The sequence below is a fragment of the Hungatella sp. SL.1.14 genome, assembly GCF_024460495.1.
In the GTDB taxonomy this organism is placed as follows: Bacteria; Bacillota; Clostridia; order Lachnospirales; family Lachnospiraceae; genus Hungatella; species Hungatella hathewayi.
Genome location: NZ_JANFYJ010000024.1, coordinates 79530 through 92175, shown reverse-complemented (window position 1 = coordinate 92175; position 12646 = coordinate 79530). Strand labels below are relative to the sequence as shown.

The window sequence follows — 12646 nt, the reverse complement described above, 5'->3', positions numbered from 1 at the left end:
GGCAGAAAAGAGAAAACACAATCCCCATACCATATTCTTATTTTGCAGCTTCAGCTTTGGACAGCGCCTTGTCGACTGCTTTTAAGAGGACGGTGGAGGTGTAGCGTGTCTCATCGGAATAGGAGATGTTTTTGGTGGACTGGTTCTTTACAATCTGCTCCGAGAGAGTGTCCATGGCCGGCTGCATCAGCGGATACATGGTGGTGACTGCTTCGCTTAGAGGAACGAGGGTGACCGATGTAATTTTATCCGCGTCCACGGTTACTTCCACATTGACATCCTGGTTATTCAGCGTGATTGCCGAAGAGTAAACTCCGGGTACATAGGCGGCCGCTTCTCCGGAAGTGGGAACGGTATCTTTTTTCGGCCGGAACATAATAAGAAACAGTGTGATTAACAGGATTCCGAGGCCGACAAAGATGGCGGTGTAGATGATTTCTTTCATCCGCAGTACAACAATTTTTGTTTTAGAGCTCATATAAAATAAGGTCCTCCGAACGGGTTTTGATATAATGTATTCTGCTTGGGGGCGGTTTATGTTATACTATTCCTTACAGTGAGAAAAGACTTGACAGAGAAGGAGCATCAGAAGAGATATGTCCATACAGCTGCTTTTAGGCGGTTCCGGTTCCGGAAAGACGCACCGCCTGTATACTGATTTAATAAAGGATTCCATGGAGAATCCGGATACAAAGTATTTTGCCATTGTCCCGGAGCAGTTTACCATGCAGACGCAGAAGGAGATTGTGACGCTGCATCCGAACCACGGGGTGATGAATATTGATATTGTCAGCTTTCAGCGCCTGGCATACCGTGTTTTCGAGGAGCTTGCCATCGTAAATCCGGACGTTCTGGATGATATGGGGAAATCCATGATATTGAGAAAGGTGACGGGGGGAAAGCAGAAGGAGCTGCCGCTGTATCAGTCGCATTTGAACCAGAACGGCTTTATCGGTCAGTTAAAGTCCATGCTTTCTGAGCTTTACCAGTATGGAATCACGCCGGATATGCTGGAGGCGAAGATTCCCGAGACGACCAGCCCCATGCTTCGCCAGAAGCTGGAGGATATCTCCGTGATATACAAGGCGTTTCAGGAGTATATCAGGGACCGCTATATTACGACGGAGGAGATTCTGGATGTGCTTTGCAGGCATCTGCCGGAATCAAAGCTGATCAGGGACAGCGTGATCACCCTGGACGGCTATACCGGCTTCACACCGGTCCAGTACCGCCTGCTGGATCTTTTTCTCCGTTACAGCCGGCGGGTGGTGGTGACCGTGACCGTCGATCCGGCCGTGCCGGAGCGGGGAAAAAGAGGAGTGCAGGATTTATTTTACATGAGCTGTGAGATGATTGATAAGTTAAACGCGCTGGCCCATCAGAATCACGTGAAGCGGGAACCGGATATCGTACTCGACGAGCATCCGGCCGTCCGGTACCGCAGGGGAGCAAAGAGGCGGGCGGAGCAGGAGGCGCGGGTGGAGCGGAAGGCGCAGGCGGGTCAGGAGACGCTGACGGTCTCTCCAGCTTCTTCCGCCCTCGATTTTCTGGAACAGAATCTTTACCGCTACAGCGGCCGCGAGTATTCCGGCAAAGCGGAGGAGATCCGCCTGGTGCAGGCCGTGAATCCGGCGGAGGAGATCTCCTGTGTGGTCCGTGAGATCGGAAAAATGCTGCGCGAGGGTTACCGGTACCGCGATATGGCGGTGATCACCGGTGATATCGGAAGCTTTGCGGGAGAACTGATTCATCAGTTTGATGCGTCGGAGATCCCTTACTTTCTGGATGACAAAAAGAGTATTCTGAAAAACCCCATGGTCGAGCTGGTGCGCGCGGCCCTGGAGACGATTCAGAAGGATTTCTCATACGAAACCATGTTCCGCTACTTAAGAACCGGCCTCGTGGTGAAGCCGGAGGATGAGCGTAAGCTGGACCGGCTGGAGAATTACGTGATCGCCATGGGAATCCGGGGACATAAGCGTTGGAACACCCCCTGGGAGGGCTGGTACCGCGGCGGCAGGGATTTGAATTTAGAAGAGTTAAACCAGCTCCGGGAAGAGATTATGGCGCCTCTCACGGCCTTTATCGAAGCATTCCGGGAAGAGGACAGAACGGTTCGCACGATGAGCGAGGCTGTGGTGCGTCTGCTGGAAGCGCTTTCAGTGGAAGAAAAGATGCTGGCCAGAGAGTCCGCATTTCAGGAACAGGGAGAGTTTGGACTCTCTAAGGAATACGGTCAGGTGTACGGCCTCGTCGTCGATTTGATGGATCGTCTCGCCAGGCTTCTGGGGGAGGAGAAGGTGAGCCGGAGGGAGTATGCGGAGATTCTGGACGCAGGATTTTCTGAAATCAAGGTGGGCCTGATTCCGGCGGCTGTAGACCGGATCGTGGTTGGAGATATTACCAGAACGCGTCTGGATCATATCAAGATTCTGTTTTTTATCGGGGTGAATGACGGAATTGTACCGCAGAAGAAGGAAAACAGCAGCCTGTTTACCGATAAGGAGCGGGAATTCTTAGGCAGCCATCACATCGAGCTGGCTCCCACCGTGCGGGTGGAGAGCTTCCGGCAGAGATTTTATCTGTATCTCGCCCTGACGAAGCCGGAGGAACGGCTTTACCTTTCTTATTCGGCCATGGATGCGTCGGGGAAGAGCCTGCGGCCGTCTATTTTGCTGGGAGAATTAAAAAAGCTGTTTCCGCAGCTGACTGCCGTGGCCGCGTCGGATGAAGCAGCGGGGATACCGTTTTCCATAAGAGAGGCCAGAGGAAGGCTGACCCGCGGGCTCCGGAATTACGGGATCAGCCGGGAGGATTCGGAGTTTCTGGAACTGTTCCGCCATTTTATGATGAATGAGGAGCAGAGGGAGAGCGTGGAGAAGCTGGTGGATGCGGCGTTTTATGCCTATGAGGAGCGTGGAATCGGTAAGATGGCGGCGAAGGCGCTGTACGGTACCGTGCTGGGAGGCAGCGTCACGAGGCTGGAACAGTATGCGTCCTGTGCCTATGCCCACTTTTTAAATTACGGTCTGGAACTGGCGGAGCGTCAGCAGTATGAGCTGGCTGCCATGGATATCGGCAATCTGTTTCACGATTCCATCGATCTTTGCTTTAAGCGGATGAAGGAACAGGGAGGGGACTGGAAGACCATCGGAGAAGAGGAGCGGAAGGCGCTGGTGCACGGTGTCGTGACCGAAGTGACGGAGGAATACGGCAATACGATATTGAAGAGCTCCGCCAGAAACGCCTGGCTGGCCCGCAAGGTGGAGAAAATCACGGACCGCACCATATGGGCGCTGGCGGAACAGCTGAAGAAAGGCGATTTCACACCGGTAGGATTCGAGGTTTCCTTCTCGGCCGCAGATAACTTAAAGGCGATGAAAATCCGTCTTTCAGAGGCGGAGGCCCTGCATTTGAAGGGGCGTATCGACCGTATGGACTTATGCGAGGACGAGGAACACATCTATGTAAAGATTATCGATTATAAATCCGGCGGGACTTCCTTTGACTTAACCGCACTTTATTATGGCCTGCAGCTTCAGCTGGTGGTCTATATGGATGCGGCCCTGGAGATGGAGGAACGGCGCAATCCGGACAAGACGGTGATTCCGGCCGGTATATTCTATTATAATATCAACGACCCGGTGATTGAGCGGGAAGGCGATATGTCGCCGGAAGCCATCGACAGGCGGATTTTAAAAGAACTGCGTATGAACGGCCTGGTAAACAGCGAGCTGGAGGTCATCAGCCATCTGGATCATGAAATTGAGACGGAGTCCGATGTCATTCCGGTGGCGATGAAGAACGGTCTGATTCAGGAGGCGAAATCGTCTGTAGCGGGCGGAAAACGGTTCTCTGCTTTAAAGCGATATGTCAATGAGAAGCTGAAGACTGAGGGACGCGAAATACTGGACGGAGTCGTGGCGGTGAATCCGTACAAGCAGGGAAATAAGACGGCCTGCGACTACTGTCCGTACCATGCGGTGTGCGGTTTCGATTTAAAGACTTCCGGTTTTGGCTTCCGGAAATTCAAACCACTGAAATCAGAAGAAATATGGCCGGTCATAGAAGGAGAGCAGCAGGATGGCAATTAACTGGACAAAAGAACAGAAAGCGGTTATTGAAAGCAGAAACCGCAATCTTCTCGTTTCCGCTGCGGCGGGCAGCGGAAAGACGGCGGTTTTAGTGGAGCGGATCATCCGCATGATAACAGAGGGGAAGAACCCCCTGGACATTGATCAGCTTCTCGTCATGACCTTTACGAAGGCGGCGGCGGACGAGATGAGGGAGCGTGTGCTTCTGGCCGTCGATGAAAAACTGAAGGAGGACCCTGAAAACAGCCATCTGCAGATGCAGGCAGCCATGATACCGTATGCGCGGATTACCACCATCGACAGCTTCTGCCTGGGAATTATCAGGGAGCACTATAACCGTCTGGATATCGATCCCGCCTTCCGCGTGGGAGATGAGGGAGAACTTCTTCTGCTCCGCGGTTCCGTGATGGAGCAGATGCTGGAGGACTATTACGAGGCCGGGGACGAGGAATTTTCACGGTTTGTGGAAACGTATGCCACAGGCAAATCGGACCGGGGCATCGAGGATCATATTATGGCCGTCTACAATTTTTCCGGCAGTAATCCGTGGCCGGAGGAATGGCTTACGGCCTGTGAAACGGAGCTGGAGAACTGTGAGGAAGAACGGCTCATGGAGACGGAGTGGATGCATTTTCTGATGTGGGATGTCGCAATGCAGACCGGGGAGCTGTGCGTCCAGCTGGAGGAGGCGGTTACCGTCTGTGAAGAGGAAAACGGCCCTGCGGCCTATATTCCCATGCTGACATCAGATTTACGCATGCTGCGGGAGATTGGAAAGGCGGAAGATTATGCCAGTCTTAACGAACTGTTAGGCTGCGCAGCCTTCGACCGTCTGGCCTCTATCCGGAGTAAGGATATTGATGTGGACAAGAAGGCGTTTGTGACGGGCTGCAGGGACCGGGTAAAGAAGGCGGTCGGAAAGCTCCGTGATTTGTACTGCTTTGAATCCATGGAAACCGTGGTGCGCGATATGAGGGGAACCGCGGGCGCGGTGCGGATGCTCTTAAAGCTGGCCGGAGAATTTAACGACCGGTACCAGGCGGCGAAGCAGGAAAAGAACCTGGTGGATTTCGGGGATCTGGAGCATTACGCGCTGGAGGTGCTTCTGGAGAAGCCGGGCGGAGAGTCAGAGGAATGTGCGGGAGATTCTATGGATGATTCCCTGGATGCGAGCGGACGAAGGCCCTCGGCGGTGGCCGATGAATTGAGCCGCCAGTTTGAAGAAATCCTGGTGGACGAGTATCAGGACAGCAACGACGTGCAGGAGACGCTGATTCACGCCATCTCCAGGGAGCGGTTCGGAACCCCCAACGTGTTTATGGTGGGGGACGTCAAGCAGAGCATCTATAAATTCCGCCTGGCCAGGCCGGAACTGTTTTTAAAGAAGTATGAGTCTTATCCAAGGGAAGAAGGATTATACCAGACGATCGAGCTGCATCAGAATTTCCGGAGCCGGGACAGCGTCCTTTCCGGCATCAATGAGGTTTTCTATCAGATTATGACAAAGGGTCTGGGCGGAATCCTCTATACGGAAGACGCGGCGCTCCATCCCGGAGCGGTATTTGAGCCCACGGAAGAGACGGTGGGAGGAAAACTGGAGCTTCACCTGGTAAATACAGGAGGGATCCAGCTCAAACAGCTGGAAACGGAAAGTGATGCCTTAGATTACACATCCCGCGAGATGGAGGCCAGGCTCATCGTCAGCCGAATGAAGGAACTGGTAAATCCTGAGACCGGGTTAAAGATATGGGATAAAAAGGAGAAGCGCTACAGGACCGCCTGTTACGGCGATATGGTAATCCTTCTGCGCAGCTTAAGCGGATTTGCGGAAGATTTCGTCAATATCTTAATGAACGAGGGAATACCGGCCTATGCGGAGCGGAGAACAGGCTATTTTACCGCGATCGAGGTGGAAACGGTGCTGTGCTTCTTAAGCGTCATCGATAATCCGATGCAGGATATTCCGCTGGCAGCAGTCCTTAAGTCCCCCATGGTGGGCGCCTCAGACGAGGATCTGGCCCGTCTCATGGCTGTTTTCAAGAGAACCGCGAAAAAGGGCCAGGACAGGGGAATCTATGGGGCGTGGCTGTATTATCTGGAAAACTGCCCGGAGGAAGAGCGGGAAGAAGAGCTGTACAGAAAGCTGGCGCTGTTTTTCGATGAATTGGCGGAGTACCGGCGTATGGCCGGATACTTATCCATCCATGAGCTTTTGTATGTCATTTATGAGAATACCGGATATTACGATTATGTCGCAGCCATGCCTGCCGGAGATGCAAGGCAGGCGAACCTGGATATGCTGGTGGAAAAGGCGTCAGCCTATGAAAAGACCAGCTACTCGGGACTGTTTCATTTTATCCGCTATATCGAGAAGTTAAAGAAATACGACACGGATTTCGGAGAGGCCGCTCTGGCCGGAGACGGGAATACGGTCCGCATCCTGAGTATCCATAAGAGCAAAGGACTGGAATTTCCGATCGTATTTCTGACTGGTATGGGGAAGAAATTTAATAAGCAGGATTTGTACGGTAAGATCCTGATTGATCCGGATCTGGGAATCGCTACGGATTATCTGGATCTGGATCTGCGGGTAAAGACATCGACGCTAAAGAAGAACGTCCTACGGCGGCGCCTGGAGCTGGAAGCGCTGGGAGAAGAACTGCGCGTCCTGTACGTGGCCATGACCAGGGCAAAGGAAAAACTGATTATGACGGGAACGGACCGTTATCTCGATAAAAAGCTGGAGCGATTCTCCGATATTAAGAGAACAGCCGGCCAGATTCCGTTTACGATTCTGTCCACGGCGGATTCGTTTCTGGACTGGCTGCTTATGAGTCTTTCCGGTAAGCTGTCGGAGTCGGCCCTTCTGTCGGAAGCAGGCGTGGAAACCGGCCTCATGACCGTGCGGGAATATTCTGTGGCTGACCTGGTTGGTGTGGAAATCGAACATCAGGCGGAGAAAAAGCTGTCAAAGGAGGAACTGCTGAACTTCGACTGCAGCCGTATTTATGATGAAGCGTATGCCGCAGGAATTTCCGCAGCATTTTCCTACCATTATCCGCATACCGCAGACATCGGCCTTCATACGAAGCTTTCCGTATCAGAACTTAAGAAGCAGGGACAGATGGTCGATGAGGAGGAGAGTACGTTTCTGCCTACGATTCCGGCTTTCCTGATGGAAGAGAACGGGAAAAAGGAGCAGGGAGGAGGAGCCTTCCGCGGTACCGCCTATCACCGGGCGCTGGAGCTGCTGGAATTCCCCGCCATCAAGACTTTTGCCGATGTGGAGACGGCTCTGGAGACATTTCACAGAGAGAAATACATGGACGAAGAGAGTCTGGCTCTTCTGGATGCAGGGATTATATGGAACTTCTTAAGTTCCCCTCTGGGCAGGCGCATGAGTGCCGCACAGTCCAAAGGTCTTCTTTACAAGGAGCAGCAGTTTGTCATCGGAATTCCGGCCCGCGAGATGGAGGTCTGCGATTCCGGTGAACTCGTCCTGATCCAGGGAATCATTGACGCGTACATGGAAGAGGGGGACGGCCTCGTTCTGATCGACTATAAGACTGATCACGTGGTGAAAGGCCATGAATCGCTGCTGACCGAGCGGTATGGAATTCAGCTGGAGTACTATAAGCGGGCGCTGGAACAGATGACGGGGAAACGGGTGCTGGAGAAAATAATATATTCGCTGACGCTGCAGGAGGAGATTGTGATAGAGTAAGGGATGGTTTAGGGCATTTCTCTAAAAGATAAAATTAGAGTAATGCCCTTTTTTGCTCCAACGTTTTTTTGCAGCGGGCAGTAAAGTGGTTACTTATACTCACTGCTCTTTGAAAAACGGGATACCATCTGATCCATACTGATACAAACCAATTTTTCTTCTGCCTCGAGCTGAAGGACCTGCTCCGTAAAACCGCTTTGGGAAAAAAGATAAAAGGAACATTCGGTATCTCCTGTATTTTCCCATTTGGATTTCAGGGTTTTATAATCTCTCAGATCGAAGGGAGAGGCTTTATACTTGCATTCCCCGAGAAGATAGTGTTTGCTTTGATGATCCACGGCCATAATATCAATTTCGGTTTCATATGTTCTGCGGGATTTATGTCCATTTCCGCCATCTGTAAGCTTTGTGATTTTTCCCCACCATCGGCCGATCTTTGTGTATCGGTATGGTAATTGTTCCTGCCTGTTCAGCAGGCGAATATAATCACGGCACAGGCTTTCGAACACGAAGGCCGTGAATTCGTGTAATTGAGGGGTTACCACATATTTCATTACACCTTCCGTATCTCCGGCTTCTAAGTCTGAGTACGTAGTGAAGACGAAGGAATACCAGAAACGGAAGAAGTTATCTGTCAGCTGATAAAGTCCTTTGTTTGATTTTGCACGTTCCTTTACACTGTCAGAAACCGAGAACTCCCGTATGACTATCTGGAGATCCATTAGATTTTTTAAGTATACAGCAAGTTTTGATTTTTCGATTTGAGTTTTGTTGAAAATATCATTTAAAGTGGTGTTTCCTAATGCAATGGCTTCAATAATAGTATTATAAACGGCAGTTTCTCTGAGTTCCTGCCGCAATAAAAATTCTACTTCACTGTATAATACGGATCCTTTTGTTAATATATTTTTCCTGATATTCTCTTCCACACTGATACGATGGTCAAATTGTTTTAAATAGTGAGGAATTCCTCCTAAAATTGCGTAGACCGTTATCTGGTCCTCAGGCGGATAATCAGGAAAGAATTTTATAACATCAGAAAACGGCATTTCTGTCATTTTGTAGATACCTGTAGCACGTCCATAGAGGGGATTTTTTTCCGCCAGTATCTCCTTTTCGATAAAACTCATTGCACTGCCACATAGAATAATCATGATATCAGCATTTTTTAGAGATGAATCCCACAGATTTTGAAGAATGGAGGGGATGCTCCCATTTGCTCTGCACATATAGGGAAACTCATCGATCACAAGCAGTTTTTTACCGTTTCCAGGGAGCTCTAAGCTGCTTGTAATGGCCGATTCCCAGTCCTGAAATTCGTGTATATATTGTGCTGCCGGAATCCCTGCTTTTAATACTTTTTCTGAATAAGAAAGTAATTGCTGCCGGTCTGTACATTCGCGGCAGGAATAAAAGATATGGGGTTTCCCTTTACAGAATTCTTTTAATGTTTCGGTTTTTCCAACGCGGCGCCGTCCGTATAGAACGATCAGTTGTCCTTCTTTACTTTTATATTTTTCTTCTAAAAAAGATAATTCCATTTTGCGTCCTATAAACATTTTGAACCTTCTTTCTAATCGTGATTATTATAATCATGATTATATTTTACCCTGTTTTATGTAAAATATCAACTGTATACGATACAATTTTCTACCTAAAAACTATTTAGCATTGCTAAAATATTTTTATGTGATACAATGATAATAGATAATATCTATAAATAAAGGACGAAGGACGTCAATCTGAAAGCAAACGATTTAGCAGGAGGGCGATATGGATATAAACTATCATGAAATTGCGGAAAGGGCCGCTTCCCATGCGTTAAAGAGCAATATTACACTTGACTATTCAGAAAAAAGCATTGCGGAAGTTGAGTCAATCTTAGGAACGTATTATGACCATCTTGCAGAGTATGACGGGAAGGATGGAGCAGATACGCTGTGGAATGTGGCAGTTCACTATGGCATTTATCTGGGTGAAACCATGCTGCGCCTCGGGATGAAGGAAAAGGGATTTGCCTGGTACATAGACGACGACATGCCGGTTCTGAAAAATCAGGCGAAAGCTCAGATTTCTCCCGTCACAAAGGCTCACAAGCGAATTTTAAATGGACCGGAGGACAATGTAAAGAGCTTCTGCGATGTGGCTTTTCTGCTTGCAGACGGGAAGTTCCCGGATAAAAACGTTCATCGGGCAATCAACGTGCAGCTGCCCTCCGGTCAGGTGATAGAAAATGTGTTATACCGGGATATCGCTTCTTACATTACGATGATTGAAACGGGCAGGGAGGATTTCCTGATTCTGGAATCCCAGGACGGCTTCTTTCAGTTTTACGGTGTGAACAACCAATTCGTCTGCGAGGTGCGCGTAAATCTGCCGGATGGCGACTTTCATACCTACTCTGTCATTGATAAGGCTAAAGAGCAGCAGACCCGGAGGGTTCAGCTTACCACGCCTTATGGACAGTTTACACCTGCAGAGCGGGAGGTGGTGTCTCTGGAAGTGGTGAACATGGTTGTCCGGGCATACTATGAACATGTGAAGACAGACGACTTTCTTGGAGCGATTCCATATATTGATACCACGGAGATAACGAAGCGGTGTATGGGGCTTTAAATCTATGAATAAAGGAGCAGAGAAATCATGATACCAGACAACGAAGTAAGGCTGACACAAATGACAAAGACAGCAGGATGTGCTGCAAAGATTGGTCCGGGGACTCTGGCAGGAGTTCTGGAAAACCTTCCAAAAGCCGATGATCCGAACCTGATGGTCGGAATCGAGACCTCTGATGATGGAGCCGTATACCGGGTGAATGACGAGCTGGCGCTTATACAGACGCTGGATTTCTTCACACCGGTGGTGGACGACCCTTATACCTTCGGCCAGGTGGCGGCTGCCAACGCATTGAGCGATATCTATGCCATGGGCGGAGAACCGAAGGTGGCGCTTAACATTGTGGCGTGGCCCAACTGCGTCAATCCGGCATTTCTCGGTAAGATACTGGAGGGCGGCGCTTCGAAGGTCGCGGAAGCGGGCGCTGTCCTGGCAGGAGGACATTCCGTCCAGGATGATGAACCAAAGTACGGCTTAAGTGTGACGGGGTTTGTTCATCCGGACAAGATTTTTAAAAACTGCGGTGCAAGACCGGGAGACGTACTGATTCTGACGAAGCCGCTGGGAACCGGCATCGTGAATACGGCGGTGAAGGCTGATATGGCTTCCGCGGAGGCGAAGGAGGAGGTGATCCGGGTTATGACCTCTTTAAACAGGACGGCCAAGCGTGTGATCGAGCAGTTTGACGTACACAGCTGTACCGACGTGACCGGATTCGGTCTGGCCGGACACAGTGTCGAGATGGCTGAGGGCAGCGGTGTGACACTGGAAATCCATATGTCGCAGCTGCCGATTCAAAAGGAGGCTCCGGATCTGGCAAAGATGGGGCTCATTCCGGCGGGAGCATACAGAAACCGTGCGTTCGTTGAGCATAAGGTGGACTTTGGGGACACGGAGGAATTCCTGTGTGATATCTTCTGCGATCCACAGACATCCGGAGGACTTTTAGTCAGCGTGACACCGGAGGATGGGGAAAAGATCGCGGCCGGGCTTCGGGAAGCCGGTCTGGAGACCGCATTTGCAGTAATCGGATGTGTGAAAGAGCTGGAAGATAAATTTGTGAAGCTGAGGTGAGCGTATGATCTATCTTGATAATGCGGCCACCTCGTACCGAAAACCGGAGGCGGTATACCAGGCGGTCTTAGAGGCCATGCGCCATATGGGTAACTCCGGCAGAGGGGCCCACGGCGCGTCTTTGGATGCCTCCAGGCAGATTTATGCTGCCAGAGAACTGCTGGCGGAGCTGTTTCATGCGGGAGATCCCTCCAGAGTGGCGTTCACGTCCAACTCCACGGAAAGCCTGAATATGGCGCTCTTCGGTCTCTTTGGACCGGGTGATCACGTAATCACCACAATGCTGGAGCACAATTCTGTTCTGCGGCCGTTATATGCGTTGGAAGAGGCAGGGATGGAACTGACGGTTCTTCCTGCCGATCAAAAGGGCTGTATCTGTTACGGGGATTTCGAAAAAGCGCTCAGACCCAATACAAAGGGGATCGTCTCTACCCATGCCTCTAATTTGACCGGAAATATGGTGGATATCGGGTGGATTGGACGCTTCTGCAGAGAAAAAAAACTCCTTTATGTCGTGGATGCTTCTCAGACCGCAGGCGTGTTCGACATTAATATGGAAGAAATGAAGATAGATGTTCTCTGCTTCACCGGACACAAAGGTCTTCTGGGACCCCAGGGGACGGGAGGAATCTGTGTGCGCGAGGGCATTGCCGTGAGGCCTCTCATCGTGGGCGGAAGCGGCGTCCACAGCTACTCAAAGACCCATCCGGCGGATATGCCGGCGGCTTTGGAGGCGGGAACTCTAAATGGTCATGGAATTGCAGGACTTTATGCGGCCTTGTGCTACATCCGGGAAACGGGCATGGATCAGATCCGGGAAAGAGAGCTTTCTCTTATGAGGCAGTTTTACGACGGGGTGAGAGCGATTCCAGGGGTGACCGTATACGGTGATTTCTCCGGCCTGCGGGCTCCGATCGTATCGCTGAATATCAGGGATTACGATTCCGGCGAGGTGGCGGATGAACTGGCATACCGCTATGAGATCTGCACCCGGGCGGGCGCTCACTGCGCTCCGCTGATGCACCGGGCTCTGGGGACGGAGAGTACCGGAGCCGTCCGTTTTTCCATGTCCCACTTTAATACGGAAGCGGAGATCGATGAGGCTGTCCGCGCGGTGAGCGAGATTGCGGCGGAATAG

7 protein-coding genes are annotated in these 12646 nt (G+C 50.8%); 5 read left to right on the top strand and 2 right to left on the bottom strand.

Going from position 1 to position 12646, the window contains the following annotated elements:
- Nucleotides 1–37: 37 nt before the first annotated feature.
- A complete protein-coding gene (locus tag NE473_RS22840; RefSeq protein WP_006772274.1) occupies nt 38–478 on the bottom strand; it encodes an FMN-binding protein in 441 nt (146 codons plus the stop codon).
- Nucleotides 479–596: 118 nt separating this feature from the next.
- Between NE473_RS22840 and NE473_RS22835 the strand changes: the two genes are divergently transcribed.
- Together NE473_RS22835 and addA are read left to right on the top strand one after the other, a co-directional pair.
- A complete protein-coding gene (locus NE473_RS22835) occupies nt 597–4094 on the top strand; it encodes a PD-(D/E)XK nuclease family protein (protein ID WP_055651252.1) in 3498 nt (1165 codons plus the stop codon).
- A complete protein-coding gene (addA, locus tag NE473_RS22830) occupies nt 4084–7818 on the top strand; it encodes a helicase-exonuclease AddAB subunit AddA (protein WP_055651251.1) in 3735 nt (1244 codons plus the stop codon). Before NE473_RS22835 ends, addA begins: the two co-directional genes overlap by 11 nt.
- An 89-nt stretch (nt 7819–7907) precedes the next feature.
- Here addA and NE473_RS22825 read toward each other — a convergent pair whose 3' ends face one another.
- Entirely contained in the window at nt 7908–9377 is a 1470-nt protein-coding gene (locus tag NE473_RS22825; RefSeq protein ID WP_022032901.1) for an ATP-binding protein, read from the bottom strand.
- Nucleotides 9378–9591: 214 nt separating this feature from the next.
- Between NE473_RS22825 and NE473_RS22820 the strand changes: the two genes are divergently transcribed.
- From NE473_RS22820 to NE473_RS22810, 3 genes are read left to right on the top strand one after another with little or no spacing between them, the layout of a single operon-like run.
- A complete protein-coding gene (locus NE473_RS22820) occupies nt 9592–10434 on the top strand; it encodes a hypothetical protein (RefSeq protein WP_055651250.1) in 843 nt (280 codons plus the stop codon).
- Between the two features lie 27 nt (nt 10435–10461).
- On the top strand, nt 10462–11508 hold the full coding sequence (gene selD, locus NE473_RS22815) for a selenide, water dikinase SelD (RefSeq protein WP_055651249.1): 1047 nt from the start codon (nt 10462–10464) through the stop codon (nt 11506–11508).
- Nucleotides 11509–11512: 4 nt separating this feature from the next.
- On the top strand, nt 11513–12646 hold the full coding sequence (locus NE473_RS22810) for an aminotransferase class V-fold PLP-dependent enzyme (RefSeq protein WP_055651248.1): 1134 nt from the start codon (nt 11513–11515) through the stop codon (nt 12644–12646).

Bases quoted from the DNA above. Each gene is read 5' to 3' on its own strand.
- NE473_RS22840 (WP_006772274.1), bottom strand. From the start codon at position 478: ATGAGCTCTAAAACAAAAATTGTTGTACTGCGGATGAAAGAAATCATC.
- addA (WP_055651251.1), top strand. From the start codon at position 4,084: ATGGCAATTAACTGGACAAAAGAACAGAAAGCGGTTATTGAAAGCAGA.
- NE473_RS22825 (WP_022032901.1), bottom strand. From the start codon at position 9,377: ATGTTTATAGGACGCAAAATGGAATTATCTTTTTTAGAAGAAAAATAT.
- selD (WP_055651249.1), top strand. From the start codon at position 10,462: ATGATACCAGACAACGAAGTAAGGCTGACACAAATGACAAAGACAGCA.
- NE473_RS22810 (WP_055651248.1), top strand. From the start codon at position 11,513: ATGATCTATCTTGATAATGCGGCCACCTCGTACCGAAAACCGGAGGCG.
- NE473_RS22835 (WP_055651252.1), top strand. From the start codon at position 597: ATGTCCATACAGCTGCTTTTAGGCGGTTCCGGTTCCGGAAAGACGCAC.
- NE473_RS22820 (WP_055651250.1), top strand. From the start codon at position 9,592: ATGGATATAAACTATCATGAAATTGCGGAAAGGGCCGCTTCCCATGCG.